We start from the raw sequence: 18,427 nt of genomic DNA on the forward strand, positions 1-18,427 counted from the left end.
GGGAGGGAAAATATAATAACCCACCCCAAAGGATTTCGCGTTGCAGGAAGGCGGCAAGCGAGCGCATCCCCAGGAGCATAGTTCACTATGTGACTGGGGTGGGCGAGTGCGGCCAACGAACCTGTAACACGAAAGACGCAGGGGACCTCTGGAGACTCTGTGATGAATGACCCTATTTATCAGCGGATAGAAGACAGTGCGCGTTTCAGGGAGTTAGTTGAAAAACGGCAACGGTTTGCCACCATCCTGTCGGTCATCATGCTGGCAGTTTACATCAGCTTTATTTTACTGATTGCCTTTGCGCCTGGCTGGCTGGGCACGCCGCTACACGCGGGAACCAGCGTCACCCGGGGTATTCCGATTGGGGTCGGTGTGATCCTCATCTCCTTCATCCTGACCGGGATCTATATCTGGCGGGCAAACGGTGAATTCGACCGTCTGAACAATGCGGTTCTGCACGAGGTTAAAGCATCATGAAGAGAGTCCTGACGGCGCTTGCCGCCACGCTACCCTTCGCTGCTCACGCAGCGGATGCCATTAGCGGTGCAGTTCAACGCCAGCCAACCAACTGGCAGGCGATTATCATGTTCCTGATTTTCGTCTTATTTACGCTCGGTATTACTTACTGGGCTTCTAAACGCGTCCGCTCGCGTAGCGACTACTACACCGCAGGCGGTAATATTACCGGCTTCCAGAACGGGCTGGCGATTGCGGGTGACTATATGTCCGCCGCGTCGTTCCTCGGGATCTCCGCACTGGTCTTTACCTCTGGCTATGACGGGCTGATCTATTCGCTGGGCTTTCTGGTGGGCTGGCCAATCATTCTGTTCCTGATCGCAGAACGCCTGCGTAATCTGGGTCGTTACACCTTTGCTGACGTGGCCTCTTATCGCCTCAAACAAGGCCCCATCCGTATTCTGTCAGCCTGCGGTTCACTGGTGGTGGTGGCACTGTACCTGATCGCCCAGATGGTGGGGGCAGGTAAACTGATCGAGCTGCTGTTTGGCCTGAACTACCACATTGCGGTGGTGCTGGTTGGCGTACTGATGATGATGTACGTGTTGTTTGGCGGCATGCTGGCGACCACCTGGGTACAGATCATCAAGGCCGTGCTGCTGCTCTTTGGCGCCAGCTTTATGGCCTTTATGGTCATGAAGCATGTCGGCTTTAGCTTCAATAATCTTTTCACCGAAGCGATGGCGGTACACCCGAAAGGTTCGGCCATTATGAGTCCGGGCGGGCTGGTGAAAGATCCGATCTCCGCGCTGTCGTTAGGTCTGGGCCTGATGTTCGGTACGGCGGGTCTGCCACACATTCTGATGCGCTTCTTTACGGTTAGCGATGCCCGCGAAGCCCGTAAAAGCGTATTCTACGCCACCGGTTTTATGGGTTACTTCTACATCCTGACCTTTATTATCGGCTTTGGCGCCATCATGCTGGTTGGCGCTAATCCGGCATATAAAGACGCTGCTGGCGCGCTGATCGGCGGTAACAACATGGCGGCGGTTCACCTGGCGAATGCGGTGGGCGGCAACCTGTTCCTCGGCTTTATCTCCGCAGTGGCCTTTGCCACCATCCTGGCCGTTGTGGCGGGCCTGACGCTGGCGGGAGCCTCAGCCGTCTCTCACGACCTGTATGCCAACGTGTTCCGCAAAGGGGCAACCGAGCGTGAAGAACTGAAGGTATCGAAAATCACCGTTCTGGTGCTGGGCGTGATCGCCATTATTCTCGGCGTGCTGTTTGAGAATCAGAATATTGCCTTCATGGTGGGTCTGGCATTTGCTATCGCCGCAAGCTGCAACTTCCCCATCATCCTGCTTTCCATGTACTGGTCGAAGCTGACCACCCGTGGCGCAATGCTGGGCGGCTGGTTAGGTCTGTTGACGGCGGTAGTACTGATGATCCTTGGCCCGACCATCTGGGTACAAATCCTCGGTCACGAAAAAGCCATTTTCCCGTATGAATACCCGGCGCTGTTCTCCATCACCGTGGCATTCCTGGGGATTTGGTTCTTCTCTGCTACCGATAACTCGGCTGAAGGTAACCGTGAACGCGAGCAGTTCCGCGCCCAGTTTATCCGTTCCCAGACGGGCTACGGTGTGGAGCAGGGCCGCGCCCACTAATCGTTCTTCTTCCCCGGTCTGACCGACCGGGGCGTTTTTTTCAGAACATCACCATCGCCACCAGCGGCGCGACCAGCACCATCACCACCCCGGAAAGCATCATCACCAGACTGGCTACCACCCCCTCCTGCTGACCAAGTTCATAAGAACGCGCCGTCCCCGCACCGTGCGACGCTGCGCCAAACCCAGCCCCTTTCGCCATTCCTTCGCGGATGGAAAGACGCAGAAACAGCGCGTCACCGACCGCCATACCGAACACGCCGGTAACGACGACAAACAGCGCCACCAAATCCGGCTGACCACCCAGCGGTTCTGCCGCCGCCAGCGCGAACGGCGTCGTGACGGAACGTACCGCCAGACTGCGCTGAATCTCATCCGGGAGAGTAAACAAACGCGCCAGCCAGACGGAACTGGTCACCGCGACCACCGTCGCCGTGACCACACCCGCAGCGAGCGACATCCAGTGGCGTTTGATGATGGCGAGGTTGTCGTAAACCGGTACGGCAAACGCGATGGTCGCCGGACCAAGTAGCCACAGCAGCCAGTGCGATTCGCCAATGTAGTTTTGCCAGGAGATATGCCCAAACACCAGCATCATCACGAGTAACGCCGGAGTCAGCACCAGCGGCATCAGCGGTAATTTGCGAAAGCGGCGGTACAGCCATTTATTGGCAAAATAGATGACCAGCGTAATCACCAGACAGAGTACGCTGCGCTGAAAATTACTCACGGTTTAGCCTGCTCATCTCATAGCGATACACTTTATCCACCACCCAGGCGGTCGCCCCGAGCACCATCAGCGTGCTGATGGCAATCACGCAGAAGATACGCCAGCCGTCCACCAGCAGCAGGTGGGCATAGTTCACTACCGCCACCACCGCAGGCACAAAGAACAGCAACATTTCAGCCAGCAGCCAGCGCGCACCTGCGCGGATCCAGCTCAGTGGGATCACCCGACAGACAATCAGCGCCAACATCAGCACCATCCCAACCAGATTGGCGGGGAGCGGGAGGTGCAGCCAGGAAACGAGATACTGAGCAAAAATGAATAAACCTGCGTACAGCAGTACCTGAACCGGTATCTGGAGTCGTTGTACAACGGCAGGCGTAACGCGGCTTAACGCCACAGCCATGAGGAAATGTCCTGAAAAATAATGAGGAGTGCCAGTATAGAGAGCCACCGTCCCGGACTGAAATGAATTAAACTCATTGCAGGTATAGTCGGAAGGAATAATCATGGATATCAGAACGCTGCGTTATTTTGTCGAGGTGGTTCGCCAGCAAAGTTTCACCCGCGCAGCGGAGAAGTTATTTGTCACCCAGCCCACCATCAGCAAAATGCTGAAGAACCTTGAAGACGAGCTTAACTGTACGCTGTTAATTCGCGACGGTCGTCGGCTGCTGCTGACCGATACGGGGCAGGTGGTGTTTGAGCGTGGGCTGGCAATCCTCGCAGAGTTTCGCCAGCTGGAGGCGGAGCTGGGCGACATTAACCACCTCAATAAAGGGTTGCTACGCCTCGGTATTCCCCCGATGGTTGGAATGCTGATGGCCGGACCGATAAGCCTTTTTCGTCAGCGCTACCCCGGCGTGGAGCTGAAAATATCAGAGTTTGGCGGCCTGACGGTGCAGCAGGCGGTGATGAACGGCGAGCTGGATGTCGCCATGACCGCCCTGCCGGTGGAAGAAGAGAGTGGGCTGGCGACGCTACGACTGTTCAGCCATCCGCTCTGCGTGCTGGTGCCGCGTTCAGGCAAATGGACAACGTGTGGATCCATCTCACCGGAGGCGCTGGCAGAACATCCGCTACTCATTTATAACGAGGACTTCGCCCTTAGCCGCCAGCTGATGCAGCTTTTTCATGAGCACAGCGTAAAGCCGCGCATTGCGGTTCGCAGCGGGCAGTGGGATTTTCTCGCGGCAATGGTTCAGGCTGGCGTGGGAATCGCCATTTTACCGGAGCCCATTTGCCAGCGGCTGGATAAAAACATCCTGCGCTGGATCCCGCTGGAGAGCGAATTACACTGGCAACTGGGGATGATCTGGCGCGAAGGCGTTTATCTCTCCCATAGCGCCCAGGCGTGGCTGAAGTGCTGTGAAGAGTTTTACTCTGAAGCGTAACCAAACGCCTTACCGGAGCTGCGTATGTTCTGCAGGCCCGGTAAGCGAAGCGCCACCGGGCAACATTATTTACCCAGTGCGCCATAAAGCCCCGTCCTTAGGGCGGAGAGGATGTCAATGATTCTCAATCAGCAACGCTTCCAGCAAATCCAGATCGTGCAGCAGCTTCTGCAACGTTTCATTGCTGATTTCGCGGGTTGCGCGCAGGTGATACAGCTCGGCACGTTCGGAACGCAGCGCTGCCAGACGGAAGCGTCGCTCAAGATTTTCTTCCTGGAGCGAACTCTCGACATCGTTTCGCCCGTCAGCACGCCGCCGCAGGTTACCAATGACGCGGGAACTCACTTCGGTAAGCAATTGGTTGTCAATGTTCTCCTCGGCGTCCGCCGCCAGGCGCTCTTCCATCTTCTGAATCGCAACAATCGCCACTTCCGCCGTCGCGGCCCGGGCAATTCGCTCCTCTTTCTGTTGCTGAGAGTGGTCAGCCACCTCCAGATGTTGCAGCAGGATCGGCAGCATCACCACCCCCACAAACAGCGAGAACAGAATCACGCCTGCGGCAAGAAAGACCAGCTCATAGCGCGCCGGGAATGCGTTACCATCCGGCAGCAGCAGCGGGATAGAGAGCACACCGGCAAGGGTAATGGCACCACGCACCCCCGCGAAGGAGGCGATAAGAATTTCCCGCGTGGACCAAGAGCCAAACTCCATCGGCTTTTTCTTCAGGAAGCGCTTACTGAAGTTTTTCATCGTCCACAGCCAGCCGAAACGTACCAGCATCAATGCCATATAAATCAGCACGATGTCGGTAAACAGCATCCAGGTTTCAACATTCGGATCGGCTTCTGCCGCCACCAGCGACGACTCCAGAATCCCCGGCAGTTGCAGACCTAACAGCAGGAAGACCATGCCGTTAAAGACAAACTCCAGCATCGCCCACGTACTGTTTGCACGCAGACGCATCGCCAATGGCGCGCGGCGCATCACGCCGGAGCGGGTGATGGTCATCCCGGCAGCCACCGCCGCAAGGATACCGGAGACGCCGATATGTTCGGCAATCAGGTAAGAAGCAAACGGCAGCAGGAACAGCAGCACGATTTGTGTGGCAGGTTCATCCCCACCCCAGCGGCTGAGAAAACGCAGAGAACGACCATACAGCCAGCTGACCACAAAACCGGCCAGGATACCGCCAATCGCCACCTTAAAGAATTCAACCGTTGCGCCGCCGACGGTAAACACCATCGAGCCCATCACTACGGCAACGGCAAATTTCAGCGACACCAGGCCAGAGGCGTCGTTCATTAACGCTTCACCCTGCAGGATGCCCATAATTTTCTTCGGTATCCGCCCTTCACCAACAATGCCGGAAAGCGCCACCGCATCGGTGGGGGACAGTACGGCCGCCAGCGCAAAAGCCGGAATTAGCGGTATGCCTGGCACCATCCAGTAGATCAGGAAACCAATCCCGATAACGGTAACCAGCACCAGCGCCAGCGCCAGACCGAAAATCTCTCGCCCATGCTCAAGGAATTCGCGAGTCGGCGTTTTCCAGCCATCAGCGAACAGCAGCGGCGGGATAAAAAGCACCAGAAACAGTTCGGGGTCGAATTCCACATGCAGACCAAATGTTGGCCACGCAAGCAGCGCGCCAATCGCAATCTGCATAAGGGGTAAAGGAAGCTGGAAGGGTAGTACTCGAGTAAATACCCCCGACAGCGAGACCACGAGGGTCATGATGAGTATTGTGAAGAAAATTTCCATGCGTTCCCTGTTTGCGATGTTTCTCAGAACCGGGGCCGCCAGGCATGACGGGCGCAGGCAGTTTGAACACGGACAGCGCAGAGCAACCGGAACGTACACGCAGTACGTGAGGATGATTCGCTACGCTCACCCAGCGGGCCGCGCAAGCGGCGTTCAAGACTCCGTCGAGTTTTGTGCGAGCACTGCCAGGTTCAAAATGGCAAGCAAATGCCTGATGGACCCCATTTTTAATGTTGTACGACGTGAGGCATCGTGCCTCTATTTTACCTTTCTCAGAGTATCGCAAAAGACAACGGGATGTGTGTTGAAAATAAAAACGGGCGGCAAAAGCCACCCGTTTTCGGAATAGGGTTCAGAATCAGATAGCCCAGCCGCCCGCATAGAAAGCCACCAGCGCCAGGGCAATCACCACGGTACCGATATTTAGCTTACGCCATTCACCGGATACCAGACGGCCAATCACCAGCGTGGCAAAGCCAATCATGATGCCCGTAACGATGTTACAGGTCAGCACGATGAATACCGCAGTCACCAGACCTGCCATCGCATCGACGAAGTCTGCAAAGTCGATTTTTGCGACATTACTCAGCATCAGCAGACCGACGTACATCAGCGCTGGCGCGGTTGCGTATACCGGAACGAGATAAGAGAGCGGAGAGAGGAACAGGATCAGCAGGAACAGCACGCCCACGGTGATCGCGGTCAGACCCGTTTTCCCCCCCGCCGCCGTGCCCGCCGCAGACTCAATGTAAACCGCCGCCGGAGCCGCCCCAACCAGGCCGGAGAAGACGCTGCTCAGGGAGTCGGTGGTTAATGCTTTACCGCCGTCGATGATTTGCCCGTCTTTATCCAGCAGATTCGCCTGACCCGCGACAGCCCGGATCGTACCGGTGGCATCGAATACCGCAGTCATCACCAGCGCCAGCACACTTGGCAGCACAATCGGGTTCAGCGCCCCCATAATATCCAGGCTGCCAATCAGCGATTTGCCCGTCTCGTCACTCAGGGAAGGCATCGCGAAAACACCGGAAAAATGAACGTTCGGATCGAAAACCAGACCCACAACGGAAATACCAATAATGGTCAGCAGAATGCCGCCCGGCACCTTCATTTTTTCCAGACCAATAATGACCGCCAGACCAATCAGCGACATAATCACCGGGAAAGTATTAAAGTTCCCCAGCGCAACCGGCAGACCGTCCAGGGGGTTCTTGATCACCAGGCCAACGCCATTCGCCGCAATCAGCAGCAGAAACAGGCCGATACCGATCCCCGTTCCGTGCGCCACGCCCTGGGGCAGATTACGCAGAATCCAGCTACGGATACCGGTGGCAGAAATAATGGTGAACAGCACCCCCATCAGGAATACCGCGCCAAGTGCGACCGGTACGCTGATATGCTGTCCCAGAACCAGACTAAACGCGGTAAAGGCGGTCAGCGAGATGGCACAACCAATTGCCAGCGGCAGGTTCGCCCACAGGCCCATAACAATGGATCCTACGCCGGCCACCAGGCAGGTTGCCACGAAAACGGCGGCTGGCGGGAAGCCTGCTTTACCTAACATTCCCGGCACCACGATCACGGAATAGACCATCGCCAGGAAGGTGGTTAATCCGGCAACCACTTCCTGACGGACAGTGCTTCCACGTTGTGAAATTTTAAACCAGGCGTCGAGTGAACCGCCGGTACGCGCTGAAGGCGTAGACATAGAAAACATCCCCTGAGAGTTTATTTTTCGTTGATATGCGTGGTGGACAATCCACTGCCAGCGAAACGTCATCTCCTTGTGCTACATCGCGATAAAAAGGGGCATCGCAAAAAAGCAAACGTTTAACTCCGCGCATACAAAACGGGTGGTAAAAAAAAGCAAACGATTATCCAGCGATCATATAGCGTTTTTCAACTGAACTTTGCCGGTTTTTACTCTTTTCTTGTAAGAATGATGAATAAATCAACAGCCGATGCGCAAACGTTATCGTCGATGCGCAATCTTGCAACATTTCTTCTGCGTATTTTTTGCAAATCCATTGCGCAAAATGGTTAAAAATACGCCCTTACCCCGCGGAGAAGTCTAAAGGCCCCCCGTGCTGAATCGCACGTTGCCAGGCGGGTCGCATTTCCACCCGCTTTTTCCAGGCGTTAATATTCGGCAAACGATCAACGCCGCCTCTGTCCAGCAACGCAAAGATCGGAAAACTCATTTGTATGTCTGCCATGCTGATGCATTCACCGGCAAACCAGGGATGATCCGCCAGGTGTGCATCAATAAAACGTGCATGTGTTTCCAGCTGCGGGTTGATCCAGGACTTTTGTACGCCTCGCCCTAACGCTCCGCCCAGCGTGCGAATGCCAAACGGCACCGGCGGCTTACCGAGACTGGAAAACACCAGTTTCATCAGCAACAGCGGCATCAGCGAACCTTCCGCATAGTGCAACCAGAAGCGATACTGCCGTTTCTTTTCTGCATCAGCAGGTTTAAAACGTCCTTCGCTGTCGTAGATTTCCTGTAAATATTCCAGAATTGCGCCGGATTCCGCGAGAATCACACCATCATCTTCAATCACCGGCGACTTCCCCAATGGATGGATCTTTTTCAATGCAGGTGGTGCCAGCATGCTCTTTTCACGCTGGTAACGGACAATCTGATAAGGCAGCGATAGCTCCTCAAGCGCCCACAGGACGCGCTGGGAACGGGACTGGTTCAGGTGATGCACGGTTATCATGCTGGCTCTCCTTCATTCATACAGATTAACTATAGAAAACTGTTGAAGATGATGAAAAAAATTCGGCTAAAAAACAGCCAGTGCACTGGAAAACGACACAGCATGGCATACACTTATCGTATCAACACAAACCGGAACCTCCACCACGTGCTCGACTGAGGGGTGTTGACGTCGGGGGAAACCCTCCTGTGTACCAGCGGGATAGAGAGAAAGACAAAGACCGGAAACAAACTAAAGCGCCCTCGCGGCGCTTTAGTTTTGTTCATCCTCCAGCAGGCGTGCGCCGGTCCCCTCTTCGCCGAGCCTGTCGCCGGGGTTACGCAGCGGACAGTCGCTGCGTGATAAACAGCCGCAGCCGATACAACCGTCCAGCTCATCACGCAGTGCCATCAGGGTATGAATGCGCCGATCCAACTCTTCCCGCCATTGAGAAGAGAGTTGTTTCCACTCTTTGGCGCTTAACGTATGCCCTTCAGGCAGAACGCCGAATGCCTCACCGATAGTCGCCAGTGGAATGCCAATGCGCTGCGCAATCTTGATGATCGCCACATAACGCAGCACGTCACGCTTATATCGCCGCTGATTACCGCCATTACGGATGCTGGTGATAAGCCCTTTGCTTTCATAGAAATGCAGCGCCGATACCGCCACACCGCTACGCCTTGCCACTTCACCCGGCGTGAGCAGCGCTTTAATGCGGGGTAATTTCTTTTCCATAAATCACTTTACCTCAAGTTAACTTGAGGAATTATACTCGCCCGCAGACAAAACGATGAATCGAACACTGAGAAAGAGGCAGCAATATGTCCCATCAGCAAATTATTCAGACCCTTATTGAATGGATTGATGAACATATCGACCAACCGCTGAACATTGATGTGGTCGCAAAAAAATCAGGCTATTCAAAGTGGTATTTACAGAGGATGTTCCGCACAGTTATGCGTCAGACGCTGGGTGACTACATCCGTCAGCGTCGGCTTTTACTGGCAGCCGTCGAGCTACGAAATACCGAACGTCCTATTTTCGATATTGCGATGGATTTAGGTTACGTATCGCAACAGACATTTTCTCGCGTCTTCCGCCGCGAGTTTGATCGCACGCCGAGCGACTATCGCCATCGCCTGTAACGTTACTGCCCGCGCCGCATCAGTCGCGCGAGCGACTGTTGCTGCCAGATAATGAACGCCTGCGGAGGCAACGCTTTCGCAAAGTACCAGCCCTGGCAGTACTGTACGCCGCGTTTTAGCAACCAGTTCACCTGCTCAATCGTCTCCACCCCTTCAGCAATGGTTTTCAGACGCAGGCTCTGCGCCATCTCGACGATATGTTCCGCAATCAGATGACTGGTGCTATTTGTCGCGAGCGTATCAATAAACGACTTGTCGATTTTCAGAATATCGACATTCAGTGAATAGAGGTTGTGCAGGTTAGAATAGCCGGTGCCAAAATCATCGATCGCCACTTCAAAACCCGCCTGGCGAAATGCCTGAATCACCGGCGTTGCTTTTGGTACGTCTATGAACGCCCGTTCAGTGACTTCAATTTTAATTTGTTGCGCAAGCACCGAATACTGTTGTGTCTTCGCAGCAATCATGGCAATCAATCGCGATGAGTGAAAATCCGATGCTGAGAGATTAATTGATATATAAAGATGGGGGTGTGTAGCCAAAAAAGCCCCCAGATCTCGGAACACCTCTTCCACGACGTAATCCGTGATCTGTTCAATCAGGCCCTCTTTTTCCGCCAGTGGGATAAATTCTGCGGGGCTCATGACCTCAGCGTTGCTCTCGCTACAGGACCAGCGCAGCAGGGCTTCCGCCCCGACGCACGTCTCATTTTTAATATCAATAATCGGCTGGTAATGCAGACACAGCTGACGCTTGTCGATCGCCCGTTGCAACATCCGGCGCGGGGAGTGATATTCCCGATTCAAACGCAGCCACATCCACAGCAAAAAAATCCCGCTGATGATCCCTAACGGCAGAGTGAACATGAGCTGGTGATACAGATTCTGATACAGTCGCTGTTCTGTGGTTGAGACAATAACGGCGATCGGCCTTTTTTCCGAATGCGCAATAGTATAAAAACGGTCATCCTGCTGGAATATTTGCTGGTCACGGCGAATCAGAGGTAATAATTGCGCGACATGCGCCCGCTCGCTCACGGAGAAAAAGGTATCCGTTACCGTATCATAAACCCCCCAGACCATATCAGGATCGTCTGACATCACTTCGCTCCATGACAGGGGATTGATCACGACCACATAGTTTCCCCGCTGCAAATACGTCATTTTGTAGCCGGTAAAAAAGGGAGTGTCACGGTAGTAATAAATAGAGATGTCAGGCTTTCGTTTATAATCGGGAGCCGAAATAATATAAGGGGCGGGCAGCGTCATTATCGATGAACATAAAAAACGATCATCCTCTGCGTAAATTAACTCGTTGATATACATGCGTCCGCGAATAATATTCAGCATACGCTGCTGATGCGCGGGAGTACATGCCTGTCCCTGATATTGTTCAGCAGCATCGCGAGCCAAATCCGCTTGCAGGATCACCAGTTCAGTTTTATTCAGCGCCAGTTGCGCAAACGTGCCTAGCTGGTCACTCGTTTCAGATACCGCTCGTTGGTAAGCAAACCATAGCACCAGCATTACGGGGAGCAACACCGTCATGATGATTCCGAGGAACCTCAGCATTTTTCCGTGCGCGCGATGACTCATTTTAGCTCTGATTCCCTGTGCCTGTTCCAGAGTGGACGCAATATCAAATAAGAGAGTACGTTGCATGAATCTGGTAATATTAGCAACAGACTTTTCTTAGTAAAAGTCTGATTATGCCGGATGATGATAATGTCCTTCCGTAAGGCAAATCCTTGCCTACGCTTATTTTTATCAGGGAACACTATTACCCAAAAGAAGTAAGGTTTCAGGGAGGTATTTGCCAGACAATTCGCAATTATCATTTAAGGTAAATTCTGCTGAATAGTATTTTTCGAAAAGAGAAAAGGTAAAAAGAATACATCTTCCATTACCAGTGTCCAAACGTGCGTCACGCGGGCATCTCTTAATCTCGATCACTTTTAACCATAAAATAAGTAAGGTTATAAAACAGACAAAAGGCATCAACGGCACTGGCGAACAAACAACCCGATGTGATATAGTTCACAAAAATGATGAAACAGAAACAACGTTTCATTCAGTGTTGATGTCCATGCCCGTCGATAGCCAGAATGTACCACGCCTTCCGTGAACAACGCCGCGCTGTCCTGGGCACCTGCTATTCTCAGAGGAATTGTTTCATGGCAACCCTAACCACTGGCGTGGTGCTTCTCCGCTGGCAGCTGCTGAGTGCGGTACTGATGTTTTTAGCCAGCACGCTCAATATTCGTTTTCGTAAATCAGATTATATCGGACTGGCGGTGATCAGCAGTGGCCTGGGCGTTGTCTCTGCATGCTGGTTCGCGATGGGTTTGCTCGGTATTACCCTGGTTGATGTTTCGACCATCTGGCATAACATTGAATCCGTTATGGTCGAGGTGATGAGCCAGACGCCGCCAGAATGGCCGATGGTGTTAACCTGATTTTTCCCACAATCCTCCAGCGGGAAATCATCTGCTACCGTCCCCTCATCCCATACTCATGGCGCTGGCAAATTGGGCATTGTTTGTCATCCGGGTTAAACGTGGGGAATTCCCGCTGGCAGCCTGAACAAATACGCCGCAGGTAGCCCACAGAGACAACCTCACAAATGCCCACCTTTGCCTGCGTCTTTATCGCCTTAGTCGGGCATGCTATTGCACAGTTATTACACCCCGTACATGCAGAAGAGGACAGAACCATCTCCTTCCCTGTAAAGGTAATCGCTTTTTCCTCACATACCCGCTCACATCCGCCACATAATATGCACAACGATTCATTAAGGGACAATTGATGCTCCCCATATGCCTGCCACACATTTCGACGTAAACGTTGTGACGCCTTTACTCTACCCGACCGCACCCTTTCTTCATTAACGCGCAACAAATGGCGACGGAATACATTTACACGCCCTGATACAGGAGGAATAACCTGCCAGAGCGGCTCATTGAGCGCCTTCAGACGTATATTCAATGCTGCCACGGCCAGAGCCCAGTCAGGATATTCATCTATATTCAATTCAACAGCGCGGATGCCGTACTGGATATGCCACATCAACAGCTCATCCACACCTGCCGCCTGTGTCGTAAAGGGCGCAACCAGCGACGTATCGCGATACTTTCGCTGGGCAACGTTCACATTTTCCAGAGCATCAACAGGACAGGCAAACAAACAGTGGCCGCAACGAATGCAGCTGGCATCATCCAGCATGACGGCATTCACCGTGAAGGTAATGGCTTGAACCGGGCAGACCTGGCGACACGCATCACAGGTATGATGAGGAAATCGCTTACGCACACAAGAAGCCCCCACACCGGGTGGTGCAGGGGAATTCATCAGGGAGAGAACGCTCATCAATGAATACTAAAGAACATAAAGCGCAGCAGAACTTCTGCCACCACAAGCCCCAGGCTGCCGAACAAAATCCCTCCTCGACAGGAGCGCCATGCGCCAATGGCAAATAACAATGTGCCTATGACGGAAACGCCCCATGCCAATATCCGCAGGTGGCTAAACTGACGAAATGCCTCCAGAGACTGATGCGGCAACGTCACGATATTATTCATCTCAGTCAGACTCAGATAGCGGATGTACTCCGGCTGCGCCAGCAAACGAACAACCGTAATCGCCACAACCAGCACGGCCGCAGTGCGTAGCAGCTTCATCATCTCTGGCGTGTCAGATCGATTTGCAATTAGCCAGCTCATTACTATCGCCCCCAGAATACCGGACGTGCCGAAGAACATGAGCCAGGTGTTGAAATGCTGCCAGGTGATCACTGAAGAATGGTAATAAATCGCACCCATGCAGAAGACATCAATTAAACCAAATGCCGTAGCGATAACCAGCAGAACACGCGAAGGTTGCTTTTTCAGCAGCACCAGCAGAGTGGCAATCCCAAGGATCGCCAGATAAATACTGGCAAAGACGATCTCGCGACTCAACCAGGAGCTCTCCATATGCCGTAACGCATAGAATGCATTGAGCGGATGGCCAAGGTGTAATGTTGAGGCCACCAGCCCCAATCCTCCCATAATGCAGGCGATGAGCATAGGAGGCAGTAAACGGCTTCTGTTTCCAGAACTGAGCGCCATAAATAACGTTAGTCCCACCGATCCCTGAACCAGCAGAGTAAAAATAAGTAGCGGCAACTCATGCATGGCGTTTACCTCCCTTCTCTGCACCCTGATGTGGCTTGATCGCTAAATTCGGCTGCGTAATGGATGAATCAGGCAATCCCTGTACATCACAAACATCACCGTATTTAGCGCGTAGCTCATCAATGGGACCAAACTTTATTGCTTCCAGAGGGCAGGCCGCCACGCAGATGGGTTGCTCTCCTTTGACCAGTAAATCAATACAAAAATCACATTTAGACATTTGCCCCGATTGCGTATCCATCTGCGGCGCGCCGTAAGGGCACGACCAGGCACAGTAGCCGCACCCTACGCATTTGTCAGTATTAACGCGCACAATACCGTCCCCCGGACGTTTGTGCATCGCCGTGGTCGGACAGTTTTTGGTACAAATCGGATCGGCACAATGGTTACATGAGATAGACATTGTCCAGGCGAAAACGTTATTCATCACGCCACCCTGACCTGTAGGAGAAAATCCGCCACCATTGACTTCGTAAACCCGACGGAATCGGCGTCCAGCCTCCAGGTTATGACTGTCTTTACAGGCAACCTGACAAGCCTTACAGCCAGAGCAGCGAGAGGTGTCAATAAAGAAGCCAAGCTGCTGCTCGCTAACCGGTGGATAATCTTTAAACTGACTCATGCTTTCGCTACCTCCACCAGCATAGTTTGATGTGAATTACCTTTTGCAAGGGGAGTAATACGGGACGAGCTCAGCACATTCGGGCAGCCACCATGATCGATGCCTTGTGCATCAGGTTGCCACCAAGCGCCGGCCTGCATCGCAACAACGCCAGGAATGATACGCGGAGTCAATTCTGCCGGGATCATGCAAACGCCACGGTTGTTATGGATACGCACCGTGTCCCCCTGAGCAATCCCGCGTTTTTCAGCATCAACAGGGTTTATCCACAATTTTTGTGCCTGCGCTTCCTGTAGCCAGGGGTTGGCATACTGCGTTGAGTTAGCGCGATTTTTACCTTTCCAGGTAATCATCTGTAGCGGGAAGGATTTCGTCAACGCGTCTTCCGGGCCTTCATGGGCTGGCACGTAATGCGAAAGAGCAGGTATCTCTGGATTCTGCATGTCATACAGTCGCTTAGAGAAGATCTCAATTTTGCCAGACGGCGTCGGGAACGGATGGTTTTGCGGATCGCGAATATTATCCTCAAACGCTATATGCGGCTTCCCCTTAAACAGATGACGTCGTTTGACCTGCAGTTCGGCAAAGTCCGGCAGATGCTCATCCGGCATAGACAGGCGCGTCTGCTCCCAGATATGTTCAATCCACTCTTTTTCAGTACGCCCTTCGCTGAATGTCTGTTCTATACCCAATTTTGCGGCTACTTCTCGGATCCACTCGTAATCTGAACGACGTTCAAAATCGGGTTCGATCAGCTTTTCAGACAGGATCAGATAGTTTGCGGTCCCCCACGTTTCGCCAATGTTCCAGCGTTCCATAAAGCTGGTTTCCGGCAGCAGAACGTCAGCATATTTTGCACTTGGAGTCATGTAGAGATCGCTGACGACGATGAATTCAATCTTCGATTCATCCTCCAGTACTTTTGCCGCCTGGTTGATGTCAGGGTTTTGATTAGCCAGATAATTTCCAGCCAGAGAGAACAGGATCCGGATATTGCTTTTCAGCTTATCGGCTTCTTTCAGCCCGTGTTCGGGGGTGACTTTGCTGGCATCGTCCGCCGCCTGAACCCAGTTCATGATCGAGATTTTCTCTTTCACCGGATTTTCCGGCATTTCCGGACCGGTCGTGAAGAGGCGGTTACCGCAGCCGCCATAGCCTGCCGCCCAGCCCCCTTTGATTCCGACATTACCGGTAAGGGTTGCCAGTAATGTAGAGCCGCGCGCGGTGCGTTCCCCACAGATATGACGTTGAGGCCCCCAACCCTGAATCAGAGCCGCTGGTTTGGTCGTTGCATAATCACGGGCCAGTTGGCGAATGATTTGCGCTGGCACGTGAGTAATTTTTTCTGCCCATTCAGGCGTTTTGCGGACACCGTCTTTATCGCCCATCAGATAAGCGACTAAAGATTCATTCGTCGGTACACCTTCAGGCATCGAAGATTCATCAAAGCCCAGCGTATAACGTTCGATAAACGCTTTATCGTGCAGATTTTCGCTGATGATCACATACATCATTGCGTCCATCAGTGCGTTATCTGTAGTGGGAAGTAACGGGATCCACTGATCGGCAAGAGAAGAAACGGTATCAGAATAGCGCGGGTCTACCACCACAAAGCGGGTGCCGTTTTGCTTCATCCGCTGGAAGTAATGGTTAGTATGTCCAAAAATGGTTTCGGTGGGGTTGTGGCCCCAGAGGATCACCAGCGGTGTTTCCGCCAGGGTATCCAGAGAGTTACCGCTGGCAGCCGCACCATAGGTATAAGGCGTCGCCGCAACGGTATTTCCCAGACTAACCGAATGATAATATTCCAGATAGCCACCGGTTTGCGATAACAGGCGACGAATCATTTTATCACCGGAAAAAGTGCCCCCGCTGGTTGCCGTGTTATTATGCACAAAGCGCGACTCAGGACCGTATTTCGCGGTGATACGCTGTAAATTATCGGCAATAAGCGTGACGGCTTCTTCCCAGGAAATACGTTCAAATTTACCCTCACCACGTTTACCGACGCGTTTCATCGGATATTTCAGGCGATCGGGATGATAAACAAATTTTCGATAACCCCGCCCACGTATGCATGCGCGCATAACAGGCATTTCAGGATCTAATTCAGTATCTGGTCGGGTAGTAATTTGCGTCACCACACCATCTGCCACATGCGCTCGAATATCGCATTTACCACCACAATCAAATGTACTACACGTGGGTACAACACGCTCTGCAATATCTTCCATCGGTGCTACAGGTAGCCCGGTCGTAGTGGCACTTGCCTTTTTTGACATCATAAAAGGCAGTGAAACCAGGGCGGCACTCGCTTTTAACATGTCCCGACGCGAGACACTCAGAGGATGAGTTCCCTCTCTATTTTCTTGCTCTTCCATTTCATCCCTCCAAAAAGATTATCTTCATCGCTAATCCTTTAGAGGTAATTGATTTTTATCAACCATAAACAATAAGAGTGAATATATTCCTGGACTATTTGTAATAATAACAACCATTCCCAAATAGTTTATTTTTAATTTAACTCATTACTCACACAATGATTAATTACATAACAGTTTTGCAATTATGGCAAAACCAAAATATTTATTGAGATAAGGCTGCCCGTCATTAACTCGTCCCATTCAGGTAAAGAGGGAACACGACGTACAGCCTAATTTTTTTGGTATCGAATCACTGGCGCATCACCAGGCAATTACACGGTATTGATGGCATAACATGGGCAAATGACCGCCATCCTCCTGAATTCCGTCCTGCTATTTCCGACACTGGATTACAGTCTACAAAGACGCAGGCCAGAAAGGAGCTATGAGCATAAACCCGGATGGAGCAAAGAAATGGCAAAATCTGAAAAGACATCACCACTGACAGATATCACTCTGGAAAAGTTATTTCCTGAAGATCTACGGGTGAAGCTCCGCTACCTGCGGGCAGAAAATGCTGACTTAAAAAAGTCGCTGAGAAAGGCGACAGGCGATAGGCGATAGGCGATAGGCGATAAAGGACTATATCCATGCCGACTGTCCATGACACAACAACGCGTGGATAAGCTATAGAGCCTGAGTCCGGCAGAGTACCGAACCCAGGCCCTGAATGCAGCTTAACATGAACTGTCCAACCTTATGGGGGTCAGGCCAGTAAAGCGCTTTTCAATACGTATGTAAAACGGCGCGCTTAGAACGGGATATCGTCGTCGAAATCCATCGGCGGTTCGTTAGACGGTGCTGCCGGAGCAGACTGCTGCGGACGAGACTGCGCGCCACCGCTGAACTGGTTGCCGCCCTGGGGCTGCTGCGGCTGACCCCAGCCACCCTGCTGCTGCTGCTGACCACCCGCCGGAGCGCCGCCGCCCTGACGACCACCCAGCATCTGCATGGTGCCGCCGACGTTTACCACAACTTCAGTGGTGTATTTTTCTACGCCGGATTGATCGGTCCATTTGCGGGTACGCAGCTGACCTTCGATATAGACCTGGGAACCTTTACGCAGATATTCGCTGGCCACTTCCGCCAGTTTGCCGAACAGCACCACACGGTGCCATTCAGTCTGCTCTTTCATTTCGCCGGTCGCTTTATCACGCCAGGATTCGGAAGTAGCCAGCGTAATGTTGGCAACTGCGCCACCATTCGGCATATAGCGTACTTCCGGGTCCTGGCCCAGATTACCGACGAGAATCACCTTGTTTACGCCTCTGCTGGCCATGATCGTGTCTCCTGAAAAACGTTACTGAATAAGTGTAAGCGCGGGATTGTAGCATTTCCAATAGCGCTTTTACTACG

At 52.6% G+C, this 18,427-nt stretch carries 18 protein-coding genes; 6 read left to right on the forward strand and 12 right to left on the reverse strand.

Going from position 1 to position 18,427, the window contains the following annotated elements; genetic code table 11:
- Positions 1-162: 162 nt before the first annotated feature.
- The gene (locus C3432_RS17315; RefSeq protein WP_103777772.1) at positions 163-477 is read left to right on the forward strand and encodes a DUF485 domain-containing protein; all 315 of its coding nucleotides are present in this window, start codon (positions 163-165) and stop codon (positions 475-477) included.
- On the forward strand, positions 474-2,123 hold the full coding sequence (actP, locus tag C3432_RS17320; RefSeq protein WP_103777773.1) for a cation/acetate symporter ActP: 1,650 nt from the start codon (positions 474-476) through the stop codon (positions 2,121-2,123). Before C3432_RS17315 ends, actP begins: the two co-directional genes overlap by 4 nt.
- A 40-nt stretch (positions 2,124-2,163) precedes the next feature.
- On the opposite strand, the gene C3432_RS17325 is transcribed toward actP, so the two are convergent.
- Complete coding sequence (locus C3432_RS17325) at positions 2,164-2,853, reverse strand: LrgB family protein (RefSeq protein WP_103777774.1); 690 nt, start codon at positions 2,851-2,853, stop codon at positions 2,164-2,166.
- Positions 2,846-3,256, reverse strand: a complete 411-nt coding sequence (locus C3432_RS17330) for a CidA/LrgA family protein (RefSeq protein ID WP_103777775.1) — start codon at positions 3,254-3,256, stop codon at positions 2,846-2,848. The genes C3432_RS17325 and C3432_RS17330 overlap by 8 nt, the downstream gene beginning before the upstream one ends.
- A gap of 103 nt (positions 3,257-3,359) precedes the next feature.
- Here C3432_RS17330 and C3432_RS17335 point away from each other — a divergent pair, with 103 nt between their 5' ends.
- On the forward strand, positions 3,360-4,244 hold the full coding sequence (locus C3432_RS17335) for a LysR family transcriptional regulator (RefSeq protein WP_103777776.1): 885 nt from the start codon (positions 3,360-3,362) through the stop codon (positions 4,242-4,244).
- 114 nt (positions 4,245-4,358) lie between these two features.
- Here C3432_RS17335 and C3432_RS17340 read toward each other — a convergent pair whose 3' ends face one another.
- From C3432_RS17340 to soxR, 4 genes are all read right to left on the reverse strand, one after another.
- A complete protein-coding gene (locus tag C3432_RS17340; RefSeq protein WP_103777777.1) occupies positions 4,359-6,005 on the reverse strand; it encodes a Na+/H+ antiporter in 1,647 nt (548 codons plus the stop codon).
- A gap of 358 nt (positions 6,006-6,363) precedes the next feature.
- Positions 6,364-7,713 (reverse strand): guanine/hypoxanthine transporter GhxP, encoded by a 1,350-nt coding sequence (gene ghxP / locus C3432_RS17345; RefSeq protein WP_103777778.1) that lies wholly within the window; start codon positions 7,711-7,713, stop codon positions 6,364-6,366.
- 346 nt (positions 7,714-8,059) lie between these two features.
- Positions 8,060-8,728, reverse strand: coding sequence for a glutathione S-transferase family protein (locus C3432_RS17355; protein ID WP_103777779.1), 669 nt, complete (start codon positions 8,726-8,728; stop codon positions 8,060-8,062).
- A 252-nt stretch (positions 8,729-8,980) separates the two neighbouring features.
- A complete protein-coding gene (soxR, locus tag C3432_RS17365) occupies positions 8,981-9,445 on the reverse strand; it encodes a redox-sensitive transcriptional activator SoxR (RefSeq protein ID WP_103777780.1) in 465 nt (154 codons plus the stop codon).
- Between the two features lie 86 nt (positions 9,446-9,531).
- Here soxR and soxS point away from each other — a divergent pair, with 86 nt between their 5' ends.
- The gene (gene soxS / locus C3432_RS17370) at positions 9,532-9,855 is read left to right on the forward strand and encodes a superoxide response transcriptional regulator SoxS (RefSeq protein WP_042321117.1); all 324 of its coding nucleotides are present in this window, start codon (positions 9,532-9,534) and stop codon (positions 9,853-9,855) included.
- 2 nt (positions 9,856-9,857) lie between these two features.
- Here the strand turns inward: soxS and C3432_RS17375 are convergent, their stop codons facing one another.
- Positions 9,858-11,450 (reverse strand): EAL domain-containing protein, encoded by a 1,593-nt coding sequence (locus C3432_RS17375; protein WP_103777893.1) that lies wholly within the window; start codon positions 11,448-11,450, stop codon positions 9,858-9,860.
- A gap of 578 nt (positions 11,451-12,028) precedes the next feature.
- Here C3432_RS17375 and C3432_RS17380 point away from each other — a divergent pair.
- The gene (locus C3432_RS17380; protein WP_103777781.1) at positions 12,029-12,310 is read left to right on the forward strand and encodes a YjcB family protein; all 282 of its coding nucleotides are present in this window, start codon (positions 12,029-12,031) and stop codon (positions 12,308-12,310) included.
- Between the two features lie 34 nt (positions 12,311-12,344).
- On the opposite strand, the gene C3432_RS17385 is transcribed toward C3432_RS17380, so the two are convergent.
- Genes C3432_RS17385 through C3432_RS17400 form a run of 4 tightly spaced genes read right to left on the reverse strand, consistent with a single transcriptional unit; the run spans position 12,345 to position 17,029 of the window.
- The gene (locus C3432_RS17385; protein WP_181012939.1) at positions 12,345-13,163 is read right to left on the reverse strand and encodes a 4Fe-4S binding protein; all 819 of its coding nucleotides are present in this window, start codon (positions 13,161-13,163) and stop codon (positions 12,345-12,347) included.
- 56 nt (positions 13,164-13,219) lie between these two features.
- On the reverse strand, positions 13,220-14,026 hold the full coding sequence (locus C3432_RS17390; protein WP_103777783.1) for a dimethyl sulfoxide reductase anchor subunit family protein: 807 nt from the start codon (positions 14,024-14,026) through the stop codon (positions 13,220-13,222).
- The gene (locus C3432_RS17395; RefSeq protein ID WP_103777784.1) at positions 14,019-14,648 is read right to left on the reverse strand and encodes a DMSO/selenate family reductase complex B subunit; all 630 of its coding nucleotides are present in this window, start codon (positions 14,646-14,648) and stop codon (positions 14,019-14,021) included. Before C3432_RS17395 ends, C3432_RS17390 begins: the two co-directional genes overlap by 8 nt.
- A complete protein-coding gene (locus tag C3432_RS17400) occupies positions 14,645-17,029 on the reverse strand; it encodes a DMSO/selenate family reductase complex A subunit (protein ID WP_103777785.1) in 2,385 nt (794 codons plus the stop codon). Before C3432_RS17400 ends, C3432_RS17395 begins: the two co-directional genes overlap by 4 nt.
- Before the next feature lie 456 nt (positions 17,030-17,485).
- On the opposite strand from C3432_RS17400, the gene C3432_RS27720 reads away from it, so the two are divergent.
- The gene (locus tag C3432_RS27720; RefSeq protein WP_181012940.1) at positions 17,486-17,635 is read left to right on the forward strand and encodes a hypothetical protein; all 150 of its coding nucleotides are present in this window, start codon (positions 17,486-17,488) and stop codon (positions 17,633-17,635) included.
- A gap of 187 nt (positions 17,636-17,822) precedes the next feature.
- Here C3432_RS27720 and ssb1 read toward each other — a convergent pair whose 3' ends face one another.
- Positions 17,823-18,350, reverse strand: coding sequence for a single-stranded DNA-binding protein SSB1 (ssb1, locus tag C3432_RS17410; RefSeq protein ID WP_103777787.1), 528 nt, complete (start codon positions 18,348-18,350; stop codon positions 17,823-17,825).
- Between the last annotated feature and the right edge of the window lie 77 nt (positions 18,351-18,427).

Origin of the sequence: Citrobacter amalonaticus (assembly GCF_002918555.1) — a bacterium.
In the GTDB taxonomy this organism is placed as follows: Bacteria; Pseudomonadota; Gammaproteobacteria; order Enterobacterales; family Enterobacteriaceae; genus Citrobacter_C; species Citrobacter_C amalonaticus_A.

Bases quoted from the DNA above. Each gene is read 5' to 3' on its own strand.
- C3432_RS17315 (WP_103777772.1), top strand. From the start codon at position 163: ATGAATGACCCTATTTATCAGCGGATAGAAGACAGTGCGCGTTTCAGG.
- actP (WP_103777773.1), top strand. From the start codon at position 474: ATGAAGAGAGTCCTGACGGCGCTTGCCGCCACGCTACCCTTCGCTGCT.
- C3432_RS17330 (WP_103777775.1), bottom strand. From the start codon at position 3,256: ATGGCTGTGGCGTTAAGCCGCGTTACGCCTGCCGTTGTACAACGACTC.
- C3432_RS17335 (WP_103777776.1), top strand. From the start codon at position 3,360: ATGGATATCAGAACGCTGCGTTATTTTGTCGAGGTGGTTCGCCAGCAA.
- C3432_RS17340 (WP_103777777.1), bottom strand. From the start codon at position 6,005: ATGGAAATTTTCTTCACAATACTCATCATGACCCTCGTGGTCTCGCTG.
- ghxP (WP_103777778.1), bottom strand. From the start codon at position 7,713: ATGTCTACGCCTTCAGCGCGTACCGGCGGTTCACTCGACGCCTGGTTT.
- C3432_RS17355 (WP_103777779.1), bottom strand. From the start codon at position 8,728: ATGATAACCGTGCATCACCTGAACCAGTCCCGTTCCCAGCGCGTCCTG.
- soxR (WP_103777780.1), bottom strand. From the start codon at position 9,445: ATGGAAAAGAAATTACCCCGCATTAAAGCGCTGCTCACGCCGGGTGAA.
- soxS (WP_042321117.1), top strand. From the start codon at position 9,532: ATGTCCCATCAGCAAATTATTCAGACCCTTATTGAATGGATTGATGAA.
- C3432_RS17375 (WP_103777893.1), bottom strand. From the start codon at position 11,450: ATGAGTCATCGCGCGCACGGAAAAATGCTGAGGTTCCTCGGAATCATC.
- C3432_RS17380 (WP_103777781.1), top strand. From the start codon at position 12,029: ATGGCAACCCTAACCACTGGCGTGGTGCTTCTCCGCTGGCAGCTGCTG.
- C3432_RS17390 (WP_103777783.1), bottom strand. From the start codon at position 14,026: ATGCATGAGTTGCCGCTACTTATTTTTACTCTGCTGGTTCAGGGATCG.
- C3432_RS17395 (WP_103777784.1), bottom strand. From the start codon at position 14,648: ATGAGTCAGTTTAAAGATTATCCACCGGTTAGCGAGCAGCAGCTTGGC.
- C3432_RS17400 (WP_103777785.1), bottom strand. From the start codon at position 17,029: ATGGAAGAGCAAGAAAATAGAGAGGGAACTCATCCTCTGAGTGTCTCG.
- C3432_RS27720 (WP_181012940.1), top strand. From the start codon at position 17,486: ATGGCAAAATCTGAAAAGACATCACCACTGACAGATATCACTCTGGAA.
- ssb1 (WP_103777787.1), bottom strand. From the start codon at position 18,350: ATGGCCAGCAGAGGCGTAAACAAGGTGATTCTCGTCGGTAATCTGGGC.